This is a genomic window from Streptomyces sp. NPDC102441, from assembly GCF_044765585.1.
Taxonomy (GTDB): domain Bacteria; phylum Actinomycetota; class Actinomycetes; order Streptomycetales; family Streptomycetaceae; genus Streptomyces.
Window position 1 is genome coordinate 271,319 of record NZ_JBIWKH010000008.1, and the last position, 25,198, is coordinate 296,516.

General features: G+C 71.3%; 13 protein-coding genes and 1 pseudogene. 10 read left to right on the forward strand and 4 right to left on the reverse strand.

The window, feature by feature from the left end:
- Positions 1–55: 55 nt before the first annotated feature.
- The gene (locus ACIREO_RS19695) at positions 56–1,666 is read right to left on the reverse strand and encodes an aspartate aminotransferase family protein (RefSeq protein WP_404111571.1); all 1,611 of its coding nucleotides are present in this window, start codon (positions 1,664–1,666) and stop codon (positions 56–58) included.
- A 234-nt stretch (positions 1,667–1,900) separates the two neighbouring features.
- Between ACIREO_RS19695 and ACIREO_RS19700 the strand changes: the two are divergent.
- The 8 genes and pseudogenes from ACIREO_RS19700 to ACIREO_RS19735 form a co-directional block, all read left to right on the forward strand.
- A pseudogene (locus ACIREO_RS19700) lies at positions 1,901–6,352 on the forward strand (type I polyketide synthase); the annotation flags it as partial.
- A 271-nt stretch (positions 6,353–6,623) separates the two neighbouring features.
- Positions 6,624–12,314 (forward strand): thioester reductase domain-containing protein, encoded by a 5,691-nt coding sequence (locus ACIREO_RS19705; protein ID WP_404111574.1) that lies wholly within the window; start codon positions 6,624–6,626, stop codon positions 12,312–12,314.
- Between the two features lie 8 nt (positions 12,315–12,322).
- Positions 12,323–13,669 carry an FAD-dependent oxidoreductase gene (locus ACIREO_RS19710; RefSeq protein ID WP_404111577.1) on the forward strand — a complete coding sequence of 449 codons (1,347 nt, stop codon included), beginning with the start codon at positions 12,323–12,325 and terminating at the stop codon, positions 13,667–13,669.
- Between the two features lie 179 nt (positions 13,670–13,848).
- Entirely contained in the window at positions 13,849–14,274 is a 426-nt protein-coding gene (locus ACIREO_RS19715) for a YybH family protein (protein WP_404111580.1), read from the forward strand.
- Between the two features lie 119 nt (positions 14,275–14,393).
- Positions 14,394–15,287 (forward strand): NAD(P)-dependent oxidoreductase, encoded by an 894-nt coding sequence (locus ACIREO_RS19720; protein WP_404111583.1) that lies wholly within the window; start codon positions 14,394–14,396, stop codon positions 15,285–15,287.
- A gap of 266 nt (positions 15,288–15,553) precedes the next feature.
- Positions 15,554–16,942: a flavin monoamine oxidase family protein gene (locus tag ACIREO_RS19725; protein ID WP_404111586.1), complete on the forward strand. Its 1,389-nt coding sequence runs from the start codon at positions 15,554–15,556 to the stop codon at positions 16,940–16,942.
- Between the two features lie 41 nt (positions 16,943–16,983).
- A complete protein-coding gene (locus ACIREO_RS19730) occupies positions 16,984–18,165 on the forward strand; it encodes a cytochrome P450 (RefSeq protein WP_404111588.1) in 1,182 nt (393 codons plus the stop codon).
- A 230-nt stretch (positions 18,166–18,395) separates the two neighbouring features.
- The gene (locus ACIREO_RS19735) at positions 18,396–19,163 is read left to right on the forward strand and encodes a thioesterase II family protein (protein WP_404111590.1); all 768 of its coding nucleotides are present in this window, start codon (positions 18,396–18,398) and stop codon (positions 19,161–19,163) included.
- Positions 19,164–19,242: 79 nt separating this feature from the next.
- Here the strand turns inward: ACIREO_RS19735 and eno are convergent, their stop codons facing one another.
- A complete protein-coding gene (gene eno, locus ACIREO_RS19740; protein WP_404111593.1) occupies positions 19,243–20,526 on the reverse strand; it encodes a phosphopyruvate hydratase in 1,284 nt (427 codons plus the stop codon).
- 165 nt (positions 20,527–20,691) lie between these two features.
- Entirely contained in the window at positions 20,692–21,273 is a 582-nt protein-coding gene (locus ACIREO_RS19745) for a TetR/AcrR family transcriptional regulator (protein WP_404111595.1), read from the reverse strand.
- 142 nt (positions 21,274–21,415) lie between these two features.
- On the opposite strand from ACIREO_RS19745, the gene ACIREO_RS19750 reads away from it, so the two are divergent.
- Both ACIREO_RS19750 and ACIREO_RS19755 read left to right on the forward strand, forming a co-directional pair.
- Positions 21,416–22,234 (forward strand): SDR family NAD(P)-dependent oxidoreductase, encoded by an 819-nt coding sequence (locus tag ACIREO_RS19750; protein ID WP_404111597.1) that lies wholly within the window; start codon positions 21,416–21,418, stop codon positions 22,232–22,234.
- Complete coding sequence (locus tag ACIREO_RS19755) at positions 22,231–23,157, forward strand: DMT family transporter (RefSeq protein WP_404111599.1); 927 nt, start codon at positions 22,231–22,233, stop codon at positions 23,155–23,157. Before ACIREO_RS19750 ends, ACIREO_RS19755 begins: the two co-directional genes overlap by 4 nt.
- Here ACIREO_RS19755 and ACIREO_RS19760 read toward each other — a convergent pair.
- The gene (locus tag ACIREO_RS19760) at positions 23,132–25,129 is read right to left on the reverse strand and encodes a beta-N-acetylglucosaminidase domain-containing protein (RefSeq protein WP_404111602.1); all 1,998 of its coding nucleotides are present in this window, start codon (positions 25,127–25,129) and stop codon (positions 23,132–23,134) included. The genes ACIREO_RS19755 and ACIREO_RS19760 overlap by 26 nt on opposite strands.
- Positions 25,130–25,198 lie beyond the last annotated feature (69 nt).

Sequence of the window (25,198 nt, forward strand, 5' to 3'; positions counted from 1 at the left end):
ACAGCTCATTCCTTCGTCATCCTGGACAGTCGCCGTGCGGTTACCGTCGGAGTGGCTAAGCGCTGGGCTCCCCGGCCGGATCTGCGGGAAGCAGGACGGCGCCGTTCTGGTCGCGGAGCGCCGTCAGCAGCCCGCGCAGCCCCGCTTCCAGCCGCGCGATCTCGGCGTTCGTGATGTGCACGGACGGCTCAAGCCGCAGCGTGTTCGTGGCACTGGCCGTCGGGAGGAGCCGCAGGGCGTGCACGCGCAGCAGGTAGCCGGACAGGAGGTACCCGAGCAGACCGGCACGGGCCTGCCCGGCGATGACCTCGTCGGAGGAGTCCGACAGGTCGTGGAAGTCCAGGCCGATCATCAGGCCCTTCCCGCGGACCTCCTTGACGACGCTCCCGAACTCCTGCTGCAGCTTGCGCAGCATGTCCGCCAGCCGGCTGCCGCGCTCGCCCGCCAGCTGGTAGGCCTTGCCGCCACCGGCCTCCAGCAGGTCGACCGTCCGGCAGGCGATCGACGTGGAGAAGGCGTCCTTCGCGAAGGTCGAGCTGTGCACCAGCTCGAACTCCTTGCGGTAGCGGGAGCCGCGCACCAGGGTCACGGCCGCCTTGGCGACGCCGCCGCCCAGGCTCTTGGCCAGCGTGATGTAGTCGCCCTGGAGACCGATGTGCGAGGCGGCGAAGAACGCGCCGGTACGGCCCATGCCGCTCTGTACCTCGTCGACGATGACCGGGCAGTCGATCGTCTCGCAGGCCTGCCGGATGCGGCGTACGGTCTCCCGGTCGAACACCCGGATCCCCGCCTCGCCCTGGACCGGCTCCATGACGAACGCGGCGACGACGGGCAGTTCGCGCTCGACGACGCGCACAGCGGTACCGTCGGCCACGAGGTCGAACAGCGTGCTGCGGACCGACTCGATGGTCTTGGCGACGGCGTCCGGTTCGTGCACCGGCACGAACCGGCACTGCGCGGCCAGCGACGCGAACGGCGTCCGGAAGCCGGCGTTGTGGGTCAGCTGGACGCTGCCGACGAGCTTCCCGTGGAACGAGCCCTCGGGGGCCAGGAACACCGGCGCCGCCGCCAGCCGTGAGGCGTTGACGCCGCGGACCCCGGCGATCACCTCGTCCGCCGTGCTGCCGGGCGCGATCCCCGCGGCCGTGGCCAGGCGGTCGTAGGACCCGTCTGGGGCGAACCCGGCGCCGGCGGCCAGCGCCGCACGTGCGGCTTCGATGTTCCCGTCGGTCTCCGCGGCGAGTTCGGCCAGCTTGGCACCCCGGTCGAACTCGGCGTGCTTCATCGCGATCTCGACGGCTTCGGCACCACTGTTGGCGAAGAGCGCCGAATACGGCTCCGAGGTGCCGAACTCGCGCCGGATCACGGCATTCAGCTTCTGCGCCAGGTCGTTGGCGTACGGGTGCCTGGAGAACTGCGCGTGGACCGGCACACCCTGGTCCAGCAGTTCCTTCGCGTAGCCGACGATGTCGGGATTGCCGTGCCCGATGATCGTGGAGCCGTATCCGCCGACGAGGTCGAGCACCTCGACCTCCCGGCCCGTCTCATCACGGTAGAAAAGGCTGTCCTTTTCCGCCCTGGAATAGTGGACGTCAAGTCCGAGCGATGTGAGCAGACCCCCGAGATAGGGCTCCGCGAGATTCTGTTCTTCAATCCCCGGGTTCATTTGGAGTCGAGTTCCCAATCTATGAGGGCTACTTGCCCCGGACCCTACCGACGTGTCGTAACGGTCCTGTAATCGGGCGCTAATCGGCGTATCAGTCCGTGGTCACGGGCGTTGCTCCGCCGGGAAAGAGCGCGGAATTACCACTTCGCGGACCCTCTTGTCCGACACTGCTCGAGGCTCTGAGTCGCATGAGAAGTTCTCCGGGAAAGGAAATTCCGTGCACGGTACCGAGGAATCAGCCGGCGCCTCACTCGACAAGACCCCGGGAGTTGGGGGCGCGTGAGCACTGACGAGAACCAGCTCCGCCAGTACCTCAAGCGTGCTGTCGCCGATGCCCAGGTGAGCCGCAAGCGTCTGCGCGAGATCGAGGAGAGGGACCGGGAACCGGTCGCGATCGTCGGAATGGCCTGCCGGTACCCCGGCGGCGTGGACTCGCCGGAACGCCTGTGGCAGGTGGTCGCCGACGGCGTGGACGCGGTGACGTCCTTCCCCGAGCACCGGGGCTGGTCCCTGGACCGGCTCTACCACCCCGACCCCGACACCGTCGGCACGTCCTACACCGACCAGGGCGGGTTCCTGCACGACGCGGACCGCTTCGACCCCGAGTTCTTCGGCATGTCCCCCCGGGAGGCCCTCGCCACCGACCCCCAGCAGCGTCTGCTGCTGGAGACGGCATGGGAGAGCTTCGAGCGCGCGGAAATTCCTGCCGACGCGGTCCACGGCAGCCGGACGGGCGTGTTCATCGGGTCGATGTACCACGACTACGGGTCCCGGCCGCACCTGCCGCCCGAGGAGTTCGAGGGCTACCTGTACAGCGGAAGCGCGGGCAGTGTCGCCTCCGGCCGGCTGGCCTACGTCTTCGGCCTGGAGGGCCCCGCCGTCACCGTCGACACGGCCTGCTCCTCGTCGCTGGTCGCCATCCACCTCGCGGCGGCCGCGCTGCGCCGTGGGGAGTGCGACCTCGCCCTCGCCGGCGGCGTGACCGTGATGTCCACACCCCAGGCCTTCGTCGAGTTCTCCCGGCTGCGCGGCCTGTCCGCCGACGGGCGCTGCAAGTCCTTCGCCGCCTCCGCCGACGGCACCGGATGGGCCGAGGGTGCCGGCATCCTCCTCGTGGAGCGCCTGTCCGACGCCCGGCGCAAAGGCCACCCTGTGCTCGCCGTGATCACCGGTTCAGCGATCAACCAGGACGGCGCCAGCAACGGGCTCAGCGCACCCAACGGCCCTGCCCAGGAACGCGTGATCCGCCAGGCACTCGACAGTGCGGGCCTCACCACCTCCGACGTCGACATCGTCGAGGCGCACGGCACCGGGACGCCCCTCGGTGACCCGATCGAGGCCAATGCCCTGCTCGCCACCTACGGCCGGGGCCGCCCAGCCGAACAGCCCCTGCGGCTGGGGTCGTTCAAGTCCAACGTCGGGCACACCCAGGCGGCCGCGGGTGTCGGCGGCATCATCAAGATGGTCGAGGCCATCCGCCACGGCGTCATGCCCAGGACGCTGCACGCCGACGACCCCACCCCGCACGTCGACTGGGACTCCGGCGCGCTGGCACTGCTCGACGAGGCACACGACTGGCCGGAGCTGGACCGACCGCGCCGGGCCGCCGTCTCCGCCTTCGGCTTCAGCGGTACCAACGCGCACGTCATCGTCGAGCAGGCACCACAGCCGGCCCCCGAGGAGACCGCCGGGACGACGTCGGCGCCCCCGGCCGTGCCACCGGCGCCGGTCATGCCCTACGTGCTGTCGGCCCGGTCCCCGGAGGCACTGCGCGCCCAGGCCGAGCGCATAGGCACGCTCCTCGCCGACCGCCCCGGCCTCGATCTGCTCGACCTCTCCTACTCGCTGGCCGCCACCCGTACGGCGATGCGGCACCGGGCCGTCGCGCTCGCGGCCGGCCGGGACGAACTGATCGAAGGCCTCGCCGCCCTGGCCGGCGACGGGCCCGGCACCGTCACCGGCACCAAGGACGAGGGCCGGACCGCGTTCATGTTCACCGGCGGAGGGGCCCAGCACGTCGGCATGGCCGGCGAACTAGTGGAAACCTTCCCGGTGTTCGCCGTGGCCTTCGACGAGGTGTGCGCGGCCCTGGACGAGCACCTGCCCCGCCCGCTGCGCTCGGTGATCGAGTCGGGCGACGAGCTGGACCAGATCGACTACACCCTCGCCGCTCTCTTCGCTGTCGGAGTGGCGCTGTTCCGCCTCTTCGAGGCATGGGGAGTGCGCCCCGACTACCTCATGGGCCACTCGACGGGCGAGCTGATCGCCGCCCACCTGGCGGGCGTGCTGTCGCTGCCCGACGCCGCCGTCCTGGTGACCGCCCGCGGGCGCCTGATGCGGTCGCTGCCGGAAGGCGGCGCGATGACAGCCGTCGAGGCGACCGAGGAAGAGGTCCGCGAGACCCTCGGCCAGGACGGGCGTGCCGTGATCGGCACGGTCAACGGGCCGCGCGCGGTGGTCGTCTCGGGCGACGCGGACGCCGTGCGCGCTGTCGCGGACATCTGGAAGGAACGCGGCCGCTCGACCAAGGTGCTGCCGATCCTGAGGGCCTCCCACTCTCCCCGCATGGACCCCATGCTCGACGAGTTCCGTGCCATCGCCGAGGGGCTCACCTTCCACAGGCCCAGGTTCGGCATCGTGTCCACGGTGACCGGCGAGGTGGAGCCCGGGGACGGCTGGACCTCACCCGAGTACTGGGTGCAGCAGATCCGCCGGCCCGTACGCTTCGCCGACGCGGTGCGCACCCTCGAGGCGCAGGGCGTGACCACCCTGCTGGAACTCGGCCCCGGCGGAGTGCTCTCCGCGCTCGCGGCCGCCTGCGTGGACCACGCGGTCGCGATACCCGCGATGCGCAGGAAGCAGCCCGAACCGCAGTCGTTGATGTACGCCCTCGGCGTGCTGCACACCCGGGGCGTGCCCGTCGACTGGCAGGCCTTCTTCGCCGGCACCGGGGTGAGCAAGGTCGAGCTGCCGACCTACCCCTTCCAGCGCGAGCGGTACTGGCTGGACCCTTCGGCCGATGCCGGAGCGCCGCCCGCCGGGCCGGACCCCCTGGGCACTTTGCACGAGGTCGGCTGGCTCCCGGACGCCGTACGGCCGTCCGCCCGGACCGCGGCCTGGGCGCGGCTCGGACCGGCCGCCGGCCCGGCGGACGGCATTCCGTACCAAGACGACCTCGCCTCCTTCGGGAGGGCGCTCGACGCAGGCGACCCGGTCCGGGCCCTCGTCGTGCCGTCGGCCGCGAGCCGGGACGACGACGCCCCGCACCGGCCGGCCCGCCGGACACTGGCCCTCCTGCAGGAGTGGCTGGCCGACGACCGCTTCACCGGTGTGCGCCTGGTCGTCGTCACCAGGGGAGCCGTCGCCACCACCGACTCCGAGGCACCCGATCCGGCCGCCACGGCGGTGTGGGGGCTGGTCCGCTCCGCCCAGTCGGAAGCCCCCGACCGGATTCTGCTGGTGGACGTCGACACAGACACCGAAAGCGTCGCCGAGCCGGTGCCTGCGGCGCTGCTCTCCGCCCTGCTGTCCGCCGACGAGCCCCAGGCCGCCGTCCGTGGCGGCCGGATCCTGGTCCCGCGGCTGGTCCGGATCCGCTCCTCCGCGGTGCGCACCGGCGCGGACACTCCGGTGTGGAATCCGGAGGGTACGGTCCTCGTCACCGGAGGCACCGGCGCGCTCGGCACAGCCGTCGCCCGCCACCTCGTCACCGAACACGGCATCACACACCTGCTGCTGGCCGCCCGTACGGGCGCCGATGCGGCGGGAGCAGGCGACCTGCACAGTGAGCTGACCGCACTCGGCGCGACGGTCCGCATCGCCGCCTGCGACGTCGCGGACCGCGAGGAGCTCGCCGCGCTGCTCGCCGAGGTCCCCGCCGACCGGCCGCTCACCGGAGTCGTGCACGCGGCAGGGGTGCTTGACAACAGCCTGCTCACGGCCATGACCCCAGAGCAGCTCGACGCCGTCCTGCGCCCCAAGGCGGAAGCCGCCCGGCACCTCCACGAACTGACGCGCGACGCCGGCCTGTCGGCCTTCGTGCTGTTCTCCTCGACCGTCGGGCTGTTCGGCGGCCCCGGTCAGGCGAACTACGCCGCCGCCAACGCGTACCTCGACGGGCTCGCCCAGCAGCGGCGGGCGCACGGTCTGGCCGCGACCTCGGTGGCCTGGGGGCTGTGGGACGTCGACGGCGGCATCAACGCGGGCCTGGGCGACATCGACCGCGCCCGGTTCGCCGGGGACGGCTTCGTCCCGACGGGCGTGAAGGAAGGCATGGCCCTGCTCGACGCCGCGCTCTCCTCGGCCCGGCCCGCGGTAGTCACCACGGCGTTCGCCCCGGACGTCCTGCGGTCGCTCGACCGGGTGCCCCCGTTGCTGCGGTCCCTCGTCCCCGCCCCGGTCCACCGCGCGGACAGCGGCACCGACGTGCCCATGGCGCGGCAACTGTCCGACCTGACCGCCGCCGAGCGTACGGAGTTCGTCCTCGACCTGGTCCGCGGCCGGGTGGCCGCGGTCCTCGGTCTCGGCGACCCGTCGGTGATCGATCCCGAACAGCCCTTCCGGGAGCTCGGCTTCGACTCGCTGACCGCGGTCGAGATGCGCAACAGGCTGAACACCGTCACCGGAGCCCGGCTCCCGGCCACCGCGGTGTTCGACCACCCCACCCCGTCCAAGCTGGCCGCGTTCCTGCTCACCTCCGTCGCACCCGACGCCGCACCGCACCGGCGATCGACCGCGATCGCCGCGCTCGACGAACTGGAGCAGGCGCTCGCGACCGAGGACGGCGCCGGGGCGGAGGCTGAGCGCGACGAGATCACCGTACGTCTGCAGACCGTCCTGTCGCGGTGGCTGGAGACCGGTGCGCAGCCGGGCGACGGCGCGGACGAGGACCCGGCCGGCTCCCTCGCGTCGGCGTCGACCGACGAACTCCTCGACTTCATCGACAACGAACTCGGCCGTGACCGGCACTGACGCCCCGACACCTGGAACAGGTAATCCCCCCATGGCGGATGAGAAGAAGCTCGCGGACTATCTGAAATGGGTCACCGCTGACCTGCGGAAGGCCCGGCAGCGCATCACGGAACTGGAGTCCGGCCGCACCGAGCCGATCGCGATCGTCGGCATGGCCTGCCGCTATCCCGGCGGCGTGCGCTCGGCGGACGACCTGTGGCAGCTCGTCGCGGACGGCCGGGACGGCATCACCGAGTTCCCCGCCGATCGCGGATGGGACCTCGACGCGCTCTACGACCCCGACCCGGACATCCCGGGCACCACGTACACGCGCGAAGGGGGCTTCCTCGACGGGGCAGCCGAATTCGACGCCGGCTTCTTCGGTATCTCGCCGCGCGAGGCCCTTTCCATGGACCCCCAGCAGCGCGTGCTGCTGGAGACCGCCTGGGAGACTTTCGAGCACGCGAGGATCGACCCGACCACACTGAAGGGCGCCGACGTCGGCGTGTTCGTCGGCGCCGTGGAGCAGTCCTACCTGGGGCTGGCCGGCCCGGAGGAGTACGAGGGCTACCTGCTGACGGGCAAACTCGGCAGCGTCGTCTCGGGCCGGCTCTCCTACTCCTTCGGTTTCGAGGGCCCCTCCCTCACCGTGGACACCGCGTGCTCGTCGTCGCTGGTGGCCATGCATCTGGCCGCGCAGTCGCTGCGCACCGGCGAATCCGGCCTCGCTCTCGCCGGGGGTGTCACGATCGCGGGAACGCCCGGCGGATTCGTCGACTTCTCCCGGCAGCGCGGCCTCGCTCCCGACGGCCGGTGCAAGTCCTTCGCCGCCGCCGCCGACGGCACCAGCTGGTCTGAAGGCGCCGGCCTGATCCTCCTCGAACGGCTCGGCGACGCCGTACGCAACGGACACCGGGTGCTGGCCGTCCTGCGCTCCTCGGCGGTCAACTCCGACGGTGCCTCCAACGGGCTCACCGCCCCCAGCGGCCCCTCGCAGGAACGGGTGATCCGCGCCGCGCTCACCGGCGCCCGGCTGGACGCCTCCGACATCGACGCCGTCGAGGCCCACGGCACCGGTACCCGGCTGGGTGACCCCATCGAGGCCCAGGCGCTGCTGGCCACCTACGGGGCCGCCCACGCCGCCGAACAGCCTCTGCTCCTGGGCTCGTTGAAGTCCAACATCGGGCACTCGGTGGCCGCGGCAGGTGTCGGGGGTGTGATCAAGATGGTCCAGGCGTTGCGGCATTCCGCACTGCCGCGGACCCTGCACGTCGACGAGCCCACCCCACTGGTCGAATGGTCCGCGGGCGAGGTCGAACTGCTCACCGAGCACCGCCGGTGGCCGCAGACCGGCCGGCCGCGCCGCGCCGCGGTGTCCGCGTTCGGAGTCAGCGGCACCAATGCCCACCTGATTCTGGAGCAGGCACCCGAGGACCAGACCGACGTGGCGCAGGAGGAGCCGGCCCCGGCGCCCGCCTCCGCGCTCCTGCCGCTGCCGCTCTCCGCCAGGAGCCGTGCGGCCCTGTCCGCGCAGGCGCGCAGCCTGATGGCGTACGTGGCTGACCACCCCGGCCTGTCCGGCGCCGACTTCGCCTACTCGACGGCGACCACCCGCGCCGCTCTGCCCCACCGCGCCGTGGTGGTCGGCTCTGACGCCGCGTCCCTGCTCGCGGCCCTCCGCCCGCTGGCCGAGGACGGCGCCCGGACCGCTGCGGCGCCCGGCAGGGGCAGGCTCGGCTTCCTCTTCACCGGCCAGGGAGCCCAGCGGGCCGCGATGGGCCGCCGTCTGCACGAGGCGTTCCCGGTGTTCGCCGAGGCCTTCGACGCGGTGTGCGAGGAGCTCGACCGGCACCTGGACGTGCCGCTGCGCGACGTACTCGACGACGAGACGGCGCTGACTGGGACGGGGCACGCGCAGCCGGCGCTGTTCGCGCTGGAGGTCGCCTTGTTCCGGCTCTACGAGGCATGGGGAATCACCCCGGAATACCTCGCGGGCCACTCGATCGGTGAACTGGCCGCCGCGCACGCGGCCGGAGTGCTGTCCCTGCCCGACGCGGCGGCCGTGGTCGCCGCCCGGGGCCGGCTCATGCAGGAACTGCCGGAGGGCGGCGCGATGGTCGCGCTGCAGGCCACCGAGGAGGAGGTCACCCCGCTTCTGGCACGGTCGGACGGTGCCGTGGCGGTCGCCGCCGTCAACGGCCCGGTGGCGACCGTGGTGTCCGGCGCCAGATACGAAGTCCTGGAGCTCGCCGGGACCGTACGGTCCTGGGGACGCCGCACCAAGCAGCTGACGGTCAGTCACGCCTTCCATTCGCCGCTCATGGATCCGATGCTGGAGGAGTTCGGCAGGGTGCTGCGGAAGGTCACCCTGAACGCGCCGGTCATCCCCCTCGTGTCGACGCTCACCGGCCGCGTCGCCACCGAGGCAGAGCTCCGCTCTCCCCAGTACTGGGTCGACCAGGTGCGGCAGCCGGTCCGCTTCCACGACGCGGCCCGCACCCTCGCCGACCAGAACGTGACCGTCACCCTGGAACTCGGCCCGGCAGGCGTGCTCTCGGCTCTGGTCGCCGAGAGCACCGCCCTCACCTCGGTCGCCGCGGTGCGCGGCGGGCAGACCGAGGCGCACGACGCGCTCACGGCCCTGGGCGGGCTGTGGTCGGCCGGGATTCCCGTCGACTGGCAGACGGTCTTCGCCACCACCGGACCACGGCGGGTGGTCGACCTGCCGACCTACCCCTTCCAGCGGGAGCGGTACTGGCTGGAGCACGCGCCGGCGGCCCCGCCCACGGCCGGGCCCCGTGCGGAGGACTCGGTGCTCCGGGTCGGCTGGACCCCGTACGAGCCGGCCGCCCCGGTCACGCCGCGCGGACTCGCGGAGCTGCACCTCGCCGGGTCCGGCGCCACCGGGCTGCCGCCGCTCGCCACCGGCACGCCCTTCGGCGACGTGACGGACGCCCTGGCCGCGCTGGGCTCGGACACGCCGTTCGGCTTCCTGCTCGTGCCCCTGGTGTTCACCCCGGGCGGTGATGTGCCGCGGCGGGCCCAGGACGCCGCGGAGAAGGTGCTGGCGCTGGTCCAGTCGTGGCTGGCGGACGACCGCACCACCGACACCCCGCTCGTCGTCCTGACCCGTGGCGCGGTGGCCGCGGACATCGGCGGTAAGGACGTCTCGGACCTCGTCGCCGCCCCGCTGTGGGGACTGCTGCGCTCGGCGCAGTCGGAGGCGCCCGAGCGGATCGTGCTGATCGACCTGGACGAGGACCCCGGGTCGGCGGCGGCAGTGCCGTCGGTCCTGGCCTCCGGCCAGCCGCAGGCCGCCGTCCGCTCCGGCCGGATCCTCGTACCGGGCCTCGCCGACGCCCTGCCGGACGGTGAACCGGGCGCAGACACCCCGTGGCGTACCAGCGGCACCGTACTGATCACCGGTGCGACCGGGGCGCTCGGCGGGCTGTTCGCCCGCCATCTGGTCCGCACGCACGGGGTGTCCCGGCTGTTGCTCGTCAGCCGCCGGGGTCCGGAGGCGGCCGGCGCCGCCGCGCTGGCGTCCGAACTCACCGGACTCGGCGCCGATGTGCGCCTCGCCGCCTGCGACCTCGCCGACCGGGACGCCCTCGGCGCGCTGCTGGCCACCGTCCCTGCCGAGCATCCGCTCACCGGGGTCGTGCACGCGGCCGGCGTACTGGACGACGGCATGATCCAGGACCTGACCCCGGACCGGCTGGCCGTCGTCCTGCGGCCCAAGGTGCACGCCGCGTGGAACCTGCACGAACTCACCCTCGACCAAGACCTGGACGCCTTCGTGCTGTTCTCGTCCGTGGCGGGCGTCATCGGCGGCACCGGTCAGGCGAACTACGCCGCCGCCAACACGTTCCTCGACGCGCTGGCCGCCCACCGGTCCGGACTCGGACTGCCGGCGACCTCGCTGGCCTGGGGCCTGTGGGCGCACGAGCACGGCATGAGCGGGCACCTGACCAGGACCGAACTCGACCGCATAGCCCGCTCCGGCCTGCTCGCCGTCACCGAGGAGACGGGCCCCGGGCTGATGGATCTCGCGCTGCGCGCCGGTCCGCCCGCACTGGTGGTCACACCGGTCGACCGGACCGCACTGCGCGGCAACGCCCGGCGGGCGCCGCTGCTTCTGCGCCGGCTGGTCCAGGGCACCGGCCAGGGCCCCGAAGGATCCGAAAGCCAGGCCGAGCTCCGTCCGGAACAGCTGGCAGGACTGCCGCAGGAACGCCGCTCGGAGGTCGTGACGGAGTTCGTCCACCGCGAAGTGGCTCTGGTTCTGGGGCACTCCGGCGCGGCTGCCGTCGAAGCCCACCGGCGGTTCGCCGACCTCGGGTTCGACTCGCTCACCTCGGTGGAGCTGCGCAACCGGCTCACCGATGCCACAGGCCTGAAGCTGCCGCCCTCGCTGATCTTCGAACACCCCACGCCGGCGAAGCTGGTCGGCCACCTGTCCGCCCTCCTGTCCGCCGCCACCGGGGGAGCCGCCGCCGCCGGCTTCGACTTCGCCGCCGAGGTCCGCCTCGACGAGGCCATCCGGCCGACCGGCACGGTCAGCAGAGTGGCCGCCGATCCCCGCGAGGTCCTGCTGACCGGCGCCACCGGGTTCCTCGGCGCCTTCCTGCTCCGCGACCTGATGCGGTCGACGAAGGCCACGGTGCACTGCCTGGTGCGGGGCACCGACCGGGCCGAGGCGACCCGCCGACTGCACGAGAGCCTGGCCTGGTACCAGGTCGGGGACGACATCGACCCGGAACGCCTCGTCGTCACCGTCGGCGACCTGACGGCCCCGCGACTGGGCCTGACCGAGGCCGAGTTCGACGACCTCTCCCGCCGTGTCGACGTCGTCCACCACGTGGGTGCGACGGTCAGCTGGGTGCGACCGTACACCGAACTCGCGGCGGGGAACGTGGGCGGCACCCGGGAGGTGCTGCGGCTGGCCGCGGCGCACCGGACGGTTCCGGTGCACTACGTCTCGACCACCGGGGTGTTCCCGGCACCCGGCCCCGACGCCGCGCCGGTCGGCGCGGCCGACCCGACCGGCCCCGCGCACCTGCTGCACAACGGCTATCTGCAGAGCAAGTGGGTGGCCGAGCAGGTCATCGAACTCGGCCGGAGCCGGGGGCTGCCCGTCTCGGTCTACCGGGTGGACGTCGTGTGCGGCGACCGGGAGACGGGCGCCTGCCAGACCAAGGACTTCGTCTGGCTGAGTCTCAAGGGCCTGTTGGAGACCGGAGCGGTACCCGACAGCCTCGCCGGGGTCCTCCACATGGTGCCGGTGGACTACGTCAGTGCGGCTATCACGGCCCTCGCGGCCCGGGAGGACGCCGCGAACCGGACCTTCCACCTCTACAACCGGCAGAACCAGACGTTCACCGAGTTCGTCGGCCACCTCCGTTCGTTCGGGTACGACCTGCCCGAACTCGACTGGGACACCTGGTCGGCCCGGGTGCGCGAGGACCGGCGGAACGCCGTCGTCCCGCTGCTCGACTCCTTCGAGGGGATGAACTCCGGCAGCGGCACCGCCACGTACCCGCCGATCGACGTCTCGGAGACCGAGTACTCCCTGCGCGGTACCGGCATCACCTGCCCGGACATCGACCGGGACCTTTTCGACACCTACGTGAACTTTTTCGTCCGCGCGGGCTACTTCCCGTCCCGCGCGGCCCGTTCGGGGCGAACCGAGGAGTGACCACCACCGTGGAGAGAACTGATCGTGAGCGCGTGATCGTGCTCGGTGCGAGCATGGCGGGCCTCCTGGCCGCCCACGTGCTGGCGGACCGCTACGCCGACGTCGTGGTGATCGACCGCGACGACCTCGTCGGCGACGACACCGGCCGGGCGCACAGCGAGACCCGTCGGGGTGTCCCGCACGGCGGGCACCTGCACAACCTGCTGGCCGCCGGTCTCCTCGCCCTGGAGGACCTGATCCCCGGTTTCACCGAGGAACTGACCACGGCCGGCGCGGTGGCCGGCGACGGCACCGCCGACGTGCGGTGGGTCGTCAACGGCACCCAGATGCCCAAGCCGCACTCCGGCCTCCCGCTGCTCTCGGTCAGCCGGCCGCACCTGGAGCGTCGGGTGCGCCGGCGGGTGCGCGCACTGCCCAACGTGACCTTCCTGGAGCGGACAGAGATAGCGGAGCTGCTGACCGACCCGGACCGGTCCGCCGTCGTCGGTGCCCGGGTCCGGCAGGGCGAGACCTACCGCGACCTCACCGCCGACCTCGTCGTCGACGCGACGGGACGGCGCACGCGCACCCCGTCGTGGCTCGCGGAGTTCGGCTACCCGGCGGTCGAGGAGGAGCAGCTCACCGTCAACGTCGGCTACACGACGCAGTACTACCGGCTCTCCGAGGACCGGATGCCGGGCGAAGTGTCCATCGACGTCGGCGGCTCGGCGGACGTGCCCCGTGGGGCGCTCTGCGCCAAGATCGAGGACGGCTGCGCCGTCGTGACCGGCTACGGCATCGCCGGCGAGTACCCGCCCCGTGACACCGCGGGCTTCCATGACTTCCTCAAGTCGCTCGCCGCCACCGACATCTACGACGCGGTGCACGACCAGGAGACGCTCGGGGAGCCGCTGTCCTACCGCTTCCCGGCCAACCTGCGCCGCCGGTACGAGCGGATGGACTCGTTCCCCACCGGGCTGCTCGTCCTCGGAGACGCCGTGTGCAGCTTCAACCCGGTCTACGGGCAGGGCATGACGGTGGCCGCGCTCGGCGCCCGCGTGCTGCGCGACCACATCTCCCGGCCGGCGCCCGTGGACCCGCGGGCGTACCTTGCCGACTACGCGGCCACGGCGGTCGACCATGTGTGGGAGCTGACCACCGGCGCCGACCTCGTCTTCCCCGGCGTCGGCGACGATCCCACCGAGGAGCAACTGGCCGAGTACGCCTATCTGGACCGCCTGTTGGACGCGGCGTCGAAGGACGGGCAGCTGCTGGTCGCCTACGCCCGGGTGGCGTTCCTCCTCGATCCGGCGGCGGCGCTGGTCACCCCGGAGATCCAGGAAGCAGTGGAACGGGTGATGGGCCGAGCGGGATAGCCGTACCGGAAGAGCGCCCCGGTGGACGTGCCATCGAGCGGTCTTTCCCCGGTAATCGAACCGGTGCGCCGTGGGGCCGCATGCGATTACCGACAGGAGACCGGATCGGGGAGTACCCGCTGATAGCGTCCTCAACAATCTGTTCAGGTGCCAAGAAAAGCGAATGGAGAAATAGCGTAGTGAGTGACATCATGTACACGCTGGTGGCCGATATAGATAAGCATCAAGAGGCATTCGGAACAGCCTTCAACGCCGGGGACGCGGAAGCCGTCAACGCGATGTACACCGACGACGCGGTCGGAATGTGGGAACCCGGATTCCCGGTCTACGGCGAGGACCGCCGCGCGTACGTGACCGAATTCCTGGCGAAGCGCAAGCCCTCAGTGGACGCGACCGTCCGCCAGCAGTTCGTGGTGGGCGACACCGCGATGCTCATCGTCGAGTGGCAGATGGAGGCGCTCGACGAGAACGGTGAGCCGGAGCACCTGGAGGGCGTGGCTGTCGACGTCCTGCGCCAGGGCACGGACGGCTACTGGCGCTACGTCGTGGACAACCCCTTCGGCGTGAGCGGCCCGTGGGACGCCGAGGGCACCACCCAGGGCTGACCCGGAACGCGAGAACGGGGGCGTCGCCGCACGCGGCCCGGTGCCGCGCCGGCTCCCGCACACCACCGATCACACCCGTTGCGGCACCTGCCGCACGTACGAAGTACGGAGACCCAACTGTGACCATTCTTCCCGCCTCCGAATCACCGGTCACCGTCGTCGGCCTGGGCCTGATGGGCCAGGCCCTCGCCACGGCCTTCCTGGCCAAGGGCCACCCGACCACCGTCTGGAACCGCTCGGCCGGCAAGGCCGACGCCCTCGTCGCCGGCGGCGCCACCCTCGCAGACTCGGTCCAGGACGCCGTCGAGGCGAGCCCGCTCGTCGTCGTCTGTGTCTCGGACTACGACGCCGTACACGGGCTCCTGGACCCGATCGCCTCCTCGCTGGCCGGCCGCACCCTGGTCAACCTGACCACCGCCGGCTCCACGCAGGCGCGGGAAACCGCCGAGTGGGCGGCCAAGGCCGGCGCCGACTACATCGACGGCGCGATCCTGGCGGTCCCGCAGGCCATCGGCACCGCCGAGGCCACGCTGCTGTACTCCGGGCCGAAGGCCGGCTTCGAGAAGCACCAGGCCACGCTCCAGGCGCTCGGCGAGACGGGAACCGTCTACCTCGACGAGGACCACGGTCTGTCGGCCCTGTACGACATGTCGGTGCTGAGCATCATGTGGGGCGTGCTGAACAGCTTCCTGCACGCGGCCGCCCTGCTCGGCACCGCGAACGTCAAGGCGACGACGTTCGCCGAGATGGCCACCACTGCGATCAACGTGACGTCGGACTACGTCACCGCGTACGCGGAGCAGATCGACGAGGGCAAGTTCCCGGCCACAGACGCCACCGTCAACGTCCACGTGGGCGGCATGCAGCACCTGGTCGAGGAGAGCCAGGAGCTCGGCGTCAGCACCGAACTGCCGCGCTTCTTCCTGGAACTGGCGCAGCGCGCGGTGGCTGACGGCAACGCCGAGGACAGCTACGCGGCGATGATCAAGCAGTTCCGCAAGCCGACCGCCTGATCCGTCTCCGCACGGCATCGCACCGAACGGACCGGGAATCCGCACCGCACCCTTCGCATCCGGATTCCCGGACCTGTCCGATATCGCGCAGATGCTCGCACAACGCACCACCGCTCCTTGCATTCACCGTACGGGGGAAATTCGTGTCGAACAGTCGAAGCAGAACGAACAAGGCCGCCTCCCGCAATTCCTTCAGCCGGAGGGGTCTGCTCAGGACGAGTGGCCTCGCTGTTGCGGGAACGGCCCTGGGCGCAGGCTTTCCAGGAATGGCGGAGGCCGCCGAAGGAGCGGACTTCACCGAGCGCACCAGCTACGACGCCATCGTCGTCGGGGCCGGACTCGCCGGTCTCACCGCAGCCCGTGAACTGCGGAAGAAGGGCCGTAGCGTCCTCGTGCTGGAGGCGCGCGGGCGTATCGGCGGGCGCACCTGGACCGACACGTTCAACAGCTGGGAGATCGAGCGCGGAGGTTCCTGGGTCGACCCGCTGCAGCCGCACGTCTGGCGCGAGATCTCGCGCTACAACCTGACGGTCGAGGCCGACCAGGGGCCTGAGCGTGTACTCATGCCGACCCCGGGAGGGTTCGCCGAGTCCGACCCGGTCACCGCGTACACCCGGCAGGGCGAGTTGTTCACCCCGTTCTTCGAAGGCTCCCGCGAGTACTTCCCCAAGCCCTACGCGCCCTTCACCCGCGAGGACCTGATAACCCCGCTGGACGGCTTCTCCCTGCGTGACCGGCTGGACCAGCTGGCCTACTCGCCAGAGGACGAGCTGAGGATGACCAGCACCACCAGCATGTACGGGTCGCCCAGCTCGCGCGGTTCGATGCTGGAGCTCGCCCAGTGGTGGGCCCTGGCCGGCTGGAACTACCCGGGCTTCTCCGGCGTCAACACCTACCGTCTGACGCAGGGCACCATCGCCCTCGCCAACGCGATCCTCGCGGACGGGAGCCCGGACCTGAAGCTCAACTCCCCGGTCGCCTCCGTCACCCAGCAGTCCGGGAAGGTGAACGTGGTCACCCGGGCGGGGGCCGCCTACACCGCGCCCGAGGTCATCATGGCGGTGCCGGTCAACGTCTGGAAGGACATCGCCTTCAGCCCGGCGCTGCCGCAGGCACACCGGAACGCCACCGCCCAGGGCTACGGCGTGCCGCGCCAGCGCAAGCTCTTCCTGGACCTGGCCGCCCCCGCCGACCGGTTCATAGCCGAGGCGCCCGAGGGCTTCCCGTTCGCGATCATCGGCCGGCTGAACGACAACGCTCCCGTCGTCGCCTTCAGCGTCGACGGCACCCTGAACGTGTCCAACCGTGCCGAGGTGGAGGCAGCGGTCCGGAAGATCCTGCCGTCGGCGTCGCTGCGCGACTACACCGTCTCGGACTGGGACGCGCAGGAGTTCTCCCGCGGCGGACCGGCGTTCCGGAAGCCCTTCCAGCTCACGCGGCTCCACAAGGCGATCAACCAGCCCTTCGGGCCGGTGAGGTTCTGCGCCGACGACCTCGCCCTCGGCTGGATCGGCTACATGGACGGCGCCATCGAGTCCGGCCTGCGGGCCGCCGGCTCGGACACGCTGTCGCCGACGCCGAGTGAGGTGCGGACCGGCCGTGTGGCCATGCCCGCGGTCGACCGCAAGATCTACCGACCGGTGTTCGGTCTGTGACAACAACTCAGTGGCAGTCCGCCCAGGGGGAATTCATGCCGATGACAGAAGAAACCGCGCCCGGACCAGTGGACTCGCTGTTCTCCTGGTTCCGCCAGATGCAGGAACAGCGCACGGTCCACCGCGACGAGGAGTACGGGTGGCAGCTGTTCCGCCACGCCGACATCACGCGTGTGCTCACCGACCCGAAGACCTTCTCCTCCGACACGGTACGTCTGTTCAACGAACCGCAGCCCGACCTCGATCTCTTCCTCACGGGCAACCTGGTCACCAACGATCCTCCCCACCACCGAAGGCTCCGTCGGGCCATCAACCAGGCCTTCACCCCCCGGGCGGTGTCGGGCCTCTCGGAGCGAATCACACGGACCGTCGAGTCGCTGCTCGACGACGTGTCAGGGTCGGACACCTTCGACCTCATCGAAGCGGTGGCCTACCCGCTCCCGATCATCGTGGTCGCGGAAATGCTCGGCCTGCCGGCCGAGGACGTGCCGATGTACCGGGGCTGGGGCGATGCCCTGGGCGCGCTGGACGCGGCGACCGTGCCGCCGAAGGTGATGGAGTCGAATGTTCTGCCCGCCATCCGGGAGATGAACGAATACATCCTCGGGCACGTACACCGGCGGCGGCAGAACCCGGCCGACGACCTGCTCACCGGCCTGGCGCACGCCGATGTCGACGGCGAGCCCCTGGCGGACGCCGACCTGATCGGTCTGGTCGGCCTCACCCTGTTCGCCGGCCACGCCGCGTCCATGGCGATGATCGGCAACGCGGTCCTCACCTTCGACCGCCACCCCGGGACGCTCGCCGCGGTGCGTGCGAACCGCGACCTGCTGCCCGGCGCCATCGAGGAACTGATGCGCCTGTACCCGCCGTTCTCCCGGATGGCTCGGGTGACGACCACCGAGACCGAGATCGGCGGGCAGAAGATCGGCAAGGACGAGCTGGTGACCCTGTGGATCGGCGCGGCCAACCGGGACACGCAGCGCTTCACCGATCCCGACCGCTTCGACATCCACCGCGACACCGGCGGCCACATCGCCTTCGGGCAGGGCATCCACTTCTGCCTCGGTGCCCCGCTGGCCCGGCTGGAGGTGGGTATCGCGCTCAACGCCCTGTTCGACCGGTTCGACGAGATCTCCGTGGACTACTCGGCCGGCGTGGAGTTCGAGAACCCGATGCAGATCATCTGCCCCCGGCGGCTGCCGGTCCGGGTGTCCCGGTGACCCCGGCCCCGTATCCGGCGTGCGGGACGGCCTGCCGGGCCGTGTGAGGTGACGACGGCGGGCGGGGGCCGCGGGTGGACCGGCCGGGGCGACCCCCGTGCCCCGGCCGGTCCACCCGGGCCCCCGGCCGTCGTGGGCCCCGCCCGCCGAGTCAGCAGGCCCCGGTACGGCGCGACATGGACCCGACACCGGTGCGCCGCCAGTCAGCTCTGTGAAAGGCACTCTTCCCCATGCCCACCGCATCCGCCCCTGAGGACCTCTGGCTCAGGAACTTCCGCCCTGCACCCGATGCCCCCGTACGCCTGGCCTGCTTCCCGCACGCCGGCGGCTCGGCCAGCTTCTACTTCCCGATGGCCGGCCCCCTGGCGCAGGACGCCGACGTCTTCGCGGTCCAGTACCCCGGCCGTCAGGACCGGCGTTCCGAGCCGGTCGCCACGGACATCACCGTGCTCGCCGACGAGGTGGCGGACCGCCTGGCCGCCCGGGCCGACGGCCGTCCGCTGGCCCTGTTCGGGCACAGCATGGGCTCGCTCGTCGCGTTCGAGGTCGCGGACCGCCTCCAGGACCGCGGTGCGCCCGTCTCCGCGCTGATCGTCTCCGGCCGCCGCGCCCCCCACCTGTACCGCGGGGACGACATCCGCACGCGGACCGACGAAGGAGTGATCGAGGAACTGCGCGAGCTGAGCGGCACGGATTCCGGGCTGCTGGGTGACGAGGAGATCATCCGTATGATCCTCCCTGCCGTGCGCGGCGACTATCAGGCTGTGGAGACGTATCTGCGGACCACCACCGCCCGGCTGACCTGCCCCGTCCTCGCCCTGGTGGGGGACAGCGACCCCCGCGTCGAGCCCGACACCATGCGCCCCTGGGCGGACCACACCACCGCCGGATTCGACCTGAGGATCCTGTCCGGCGGCCATTTCTACCTGATCGAGGAACAGGCCGCTGTCCTCGCGGCCGTCAGGGAGTGCCTGAGCACCCTGTCCGTCAGCCGGTGAACGGGACGGGCCCGGCCCCCGAGGAACCGGTGGCCGGGCCCGCGGGCGGTTCCCGGAGTGCCTCGGGAGGCGTCAGAGGTCAGGAACGGACGTAGAGCGCGGACCGGCCCGCGTACTGCGCCTGCGAGCCCAGCGCTTCCTCGATGCGGATGAGCTGGTTGTACTTCGCGGTGCGGTCGGAGCGCGACAGGGAGCCCGTCTTGATCTGCCCGCAGCCCGTGGCCACCGCCAGGTCGGCGATGGTGGTGTCCTCGGTCTCGCCGGAGCGGTGCGACATGACCACCGTGTAGCCGGCCTTGTGGGCCGTGTCGACCGTGGTCAGGGTCTCGGTGAGGGTACCGATCTGGTTGACCTTCACCAGGATGGAGTTGGCGATGCCGTCCCGGATACCCGCGCGCAGACGCTCGTCGTTCGTGCAGAACAGGTCGTCACCGGTGAGCTGGCACTTGTCGCCGAGCAGGTTGCCGAGGATCTTCCAGCCCTCGATGTCGTCCTCCGCCATGCCGTCCTCGATCGAGGAGACCGGGTAGCGGGCCACCAGGCCGGCGAGGTACTGGGCGTGCTCCTCGGCGGTGCGCTTGACGCCCTCGCCCGCGTAGTCGTAGACACCGTTCTCGTAGAACTCCGAGGTGGCCGGGTCCATGACGAGGGTGATGTCCTCGCCGGGGACGTAGCCGGTCTTCTCGATCGCGTCCACGACGAACTGCAGGGCCTCGTCGGCGGTGCGCAGGTTGGGCGCGAAGCCGCCCTCGTCACCCACGCCGGTGGAGTGGCCCGCGTCGGAGAGGGACTTGCGCAGGGTGTGGAACACCTCTGAGCCCATCCGGACGGCCTCGAAGAGGTTCTCCGCACCGATCGGCGCGATCATGAACTCCTGGAAGTCCAGTGCGTTGTTGGCGTGGGCGCCACCGTTGATGATGTTCATCATCGGCACGGGGAGGATCCTGGCCCCGGCCCCGCCGACGTACTGGTAGAGCGGCACACGGTGAGCGGCGGCCGCGGCCTTCACGGTGGCGAGGGAGACACCGAGGATCGCGTTGGCGCCCAGCTTCCCCTTGTTCGGGGTGCCGTCGACGGCGATGAGGGTCTCGTCGACGAGGGCCTGGCTCTCCGCGTCCAGCCCGGTCACCGCGGCGGCCAGGGGGCCGTTCACGGCGTCGACGGCCGCACGGACCCCCTTACCGTGGAAGCGCGAGGCGTCGCCGTCACGGAGCTCGACGGCCTCGTGGGCTCCGGTGGAGGCTCCGGAAGGGACCGCGGCCCGCCCGAGCGAGCCGTCCTCGAGTACGACGTCCACCTCGACCGTGGGGTTGCCCCTGCTGTCGATGACTTCGCGTCCCACGACCCGGTTAATCGCAGTCATTTCGCTCCCATTTTGTCGGCGGATGCACGATTCAGTGCGCTGTGCGTTCACTGGAGGGTTCACCGGCCCCATTGCCGTGCCCGGCAAACACCCTATCCGAGTACGGCATTTGCGTTCTGTCCGTGCCTGTGGGTGCCATTTCGTGAGGTTTCGCGAGATCTGTCGTCAGGTGCGAGGTCCGGCGCCGTGCAGCAGGGTGTCGATGATGCGGGCGGCGAGGGTGTCGGTGTCGACGTCGGCGTCGTCCGGGTTCCCGCGCAGGGACTCCCCGAGGAGCGCGTAGTAGACCCGCCGCACCCAGTGGAGGTCGGCCGCCTCGTGGATGAGCTTCTCCGCCCGGGCCCGTTCCAGGACTGTGATGCACCGCCTGCCGATGTCCTGGTGAAGGGCGGCCGCTTCGCTGTCGGGGCCGGCCGGGAGTTCCAGGGCGAATGCCCAGGCGCTCTTCACCTCCAGCACGTTGGCCGTGATCCGATGCAGCGCCACCAGGGGAGGGGCGGTGTCCGGCCGGCCGTCGTCGATGGCCTGCGCCAGTTGCTGGGCGGCGGACGAGGCCAGCGCGTCGATCAGCGCCTGCCGATGGGTGAACCGCCGGTGGATCGTCGTCCTGGCCACCCCCGCTGCGGTCGCGATCTGCTCCATCGACGCGCCGGGATCCGTGGAGAGCACGCGTTCGGCTGCCTTCAGGATCGCTCGCACACTGCGCTCCGCGTCCGCTCGCAACGGCCGTGCCACTGTCTCACCCATGGTGCCTCCCACTCATCCGGTTGACCCCTAAAACGATACACCGCTGCACCATCTACCGATTATCTGCATCAAGACTGTTGCAGTTATAGCCAAAGTGAGTACGCTTCTGTCTCAGTTGCTCGTCGAGTGAAGGAGTCTTCCCATGCACAGCGCAGCGCTCGTCACCGGTGCCTCGTCCGGACTCGGCGCGGAGTTCGCCGCACAGCTCGCCGCCCGCGGGCACGATCTGATCCTGGTGGCACGTTCCGAGGGCAGGCTGACCGCCCTCGCCGAGCGTCTGACCACGGAGCACGGCATCCGTGCCCATGTCCTGGTCCAGGACCTCGCCGAGCCCGATGCAGCCCGGCGGATCGCCGCCGGGCTCGCCGCCCGTGAGCTGAGCGTCGACCTGCTGGTCAACAACGCCGGGTTCGGCACGTGCGGACGCTTCGAGGACATCGCCGCGGACCGTGACCACGACCAGTTGATGGTCAACGTCGTCGCACTCGTCGACCTCACCCACGCACTGCTCCCCGGCATGTTGGAGCGCGGCACGGGCGCGGTCGTGAACGTCGCTTCCACCGCGGCCTTCCAGCCCTCCCCGTACTTCGCCGTCTACAGCGCGGCCAAGGGCTTCGTGCTGAACTTCGGGCTCGCCCTGCGCCAGGAGTACCGCGGGCGCGGCATTCGCGTGCTGACCCTGTGCCCCGGCCCGGTCGACACCCCCTTCTTCGACGCCATCGGCACCCGCAAGGCAGCCGTCAACGGCTCGATGACCACGCCGGAGCCGGTGGTACGCGCCGCTCTGCGCGCACTCGACCGCGACCGCGGCTACGTCACCCCCGGGCTCGGCAACGCCCTGTCCGCGCATCTGCTGCCGCGCCGGCCGCGCACCCTGGTCGCCGCCCTGGCCGAACGCGTCACCCGTAAGGTCCTCGCCCCCGCGGGCACCGCGCCGCAGTCGAAGGAGTACGCGGCATGAGTTCCTCCACCGTCCCCGCCGCGGGTGCCGCCGCCGCGATGCTGCTCGTCGGCACCTCGACGGCCGTCTCCGCGACGATCGCGGACTACCCCGTCCTCACAGGTCAGGCCCTGCGCTACGCGCTCGCCGCCGCGATCCTCCTCGCCGTGGTACGCCGACGCCGGTTACCCCGCGCCCATCTGACGCCCCGGGACTTCCTGCTCCTGGCGGCGCTGGCCGCCACCGGACTGGTCGGATTCAACATCTTCCTGGTCGAAGCCACCCGGCACGCGAGCCCCGCCATGATCGGCACCGTGGTCGGAGCGATCCCCGTCGTCCTGGCCCTCGTCGGGCCGCTGACACAACGCCGCCGTCCCGCCGCACGCATCGTCGGCGCCGCGGCTGTCGTTACCCTGGGCGCCGCCGTCGCCGCCGGGTTCGGCGGCGGCAGCCCGCACGGTCTGCTGCTGTCACTGGGGGCGCTCGTCGGTGAGGTCGCCTTCTCGCTGCTCGCTCTGCCTCTGCTGCCCAAACTCGGTCCTCTGAGGGTCGCCGCCTATCCCGCGGCGCTGTCCGTGCCCGTGCTGCTGGCCGTGAGCGTCGCCCTGGACGGTGGGAGCGCCCTGCGTCTGCCCACCCCCACCGAAGCGGCCGCTTTCGGTTACCTCGGCGCGCTCGTCACGGCCATCGCCTTCTTCCTCTGGTACGACGCGCTGCGCCGGCTGGGCGCCGACCGTGCCGGGCTCTTCGCCGGACTCGTCCCGGTCGGCGCACTGCTCACCAGCGCCGTACTCGGCCTCGGGGGGACGGGCCTCGCGGACGTCGCGGGCGCCCTGATCGTCGCCACGGGCGTCGCCGTCGGGCTGCGGCAGCCGGCCGGCGGCCCCGGGCGCCGGGTCACGGCGCCCGGGACGCGTGTCACATCTTCGGTGCCCCCTCGATGAACGTGTCCAGCACCCCGTCGGCCACCTTGACCGTGCCCTGCGGCCGGGTGGTGCCAGGGATGGTGGTGAACGCGGCGGCCGTCTCGGCCAGTTCGGCCGCCTCGGCGAAGTCCGCCTGCCCGTCGCCCGAGTGCAGTCGGTCCCGCAGCCCGTCGAGGGTGGCGTTGAGCGCGCCGCCCCACACGTCGAGGGCGTCCAGCCACGGCTTCGTCTGCGCCAGGAACGCGGGGTCCCGGACGCCGGCGCGTATCTGCTCGGGAGCGCCGGCCAGCACATCGGCGTAGGCGCCGAGTTCCCGCAGCGCGGCCTGCCGCCGGGCAGCGGACCCGCTGTTCCAGGCCTTGGTGAAGTCCGCCAGCCGCGCGGCGAGTCCGGGTGCCTGCGGCTGCCAGTTCGTGTCACCGAAGGTGGGCGCGAGATGCTCGGTGTCGAAGAAGGCCAGCAGGGCCCGGGTGGTGGCGGGGTCGCCGCCGGCCAGGTAGCCGGCCGCCGCGCGCCAGGTGCGGTCGGGATCGTACTTCTCGTCGTTCCAGGCGAACGACGCCCCGCCGAAGAGAGCGACCTTGCTTGCCGCGGCCTGGTTCATCGGGTTCAGCACGATGCCGCTCAGCGCCTTGTGCAGCCCGGCCTCCCGCTTGTCGTAGGGGGCCATCAGCAGTCGGCCCGTCGTCTGCCCGTAGTCGTTGACCGGGTAGTTGTCCCAGAGGAACACCTTGCGTCCCCACACCGTGGAGGCGGCCTCGGCGTCCTCCATGCTGATCGAAGGAGGAACGACGTCCGTGCCCGTCCACTGCACGATCACCTTCGGGTCCAGTTGCTCGCGCAGTACGGACTTGTAGGCGGAGTCGGCTGTGTCGGAGTACTCCGTGGGAACGAACTGGAGCGGCTCGGCATCCGGGTGGGCATCGACGAAGTCGTGCTGCACGGCGTTGAGCAGGTCTGCCTGTGCCTGTCCCGCGCTGCCCCTGCCCGGGGCGCCGTACTTCGCCTGGTCGGCGTCGCAGTTCCACTCGGTGTAGCTGATGTCGTCCAGCGCCACGTAGAAACTGCGGGCACCCTGGTCGTAGAGGGAGCCCAGCTTCTTCTGCAGGGCGCTCACGTCATCGGGGTCGCTGTAACAGATGGACAGGCCCGGGGAGAGCGCGTAGGTGAAGTCGACGTGGTGAGTGGTGGCCCGCTCGATCAGTTCACGCAGATCGGCCAGTTTGTCGGCAGGGTAGGGCTCGCGCCACTCCTCCCTCAGATATGTGTCGTCCTTCGGTGTGTAGATGTAGGTGTTGGCCTTGATGTCGCCGTAGAACGCGAGTTGGTCGAGCCGGTCGGTGTGTGACCAGGGTGCGCCGTAGAAACCCTCGATGCTGCCGCGCAGGGGCATGGACGGGTGGTCGGTGACCGACACGGCCGCCAGGGTGTGCTTGCCGGTCACCAACTGCCGCAGTGTCTGGGCGGCGTAGTAGATGCCGTCCCCGTCGTTGCCGGCGAGCACGACCGTGTCGCCCCGGGAGGCGAGGGAGTAGCCCTCCGCGACCAGGGTGCCGGGCACGGTGCCGCCCGTGGCGCGCAGGGCGTCGGCCACCGCCCGGTCCTTGACGGAACCTGCCACGACGGTCAGCGTCGCGCCGTGGGCACGCGGCGCCGAGGCGGCGTCCGTGACGATGTGACGCGCCCCGGCGGAGGCCAGCGCCCGCTTGATGACATCGGTGCTGGGCGCGTCGACGTCGTCGCCGAGCACGAGGCGCACGCGTTCCGGAACGTGGAGGTCGCGCCCCGCCGGCTTCATGTGCTGGGGGGTGGGGGTGACGACGGGCAGGGATGCCGACGGGGCGTTGCCGGACGCGGGCGACGCCGTTGTGTCCGAGGCGCCGACTGCCTGGGCGGGTACGGAGAGTGTGCCGAGGGCCAGTAGTGCGACGGCGCCGAGAACCGGGAGCCGGGGGACGCGGGGAAGACGGTACGGATGACTTTCAGACATACGGGTCACTGCACCTCCACGGAAGTGGACCACCACGTTCAGGTGGTGGAGTGGTCTAAACCACCACCC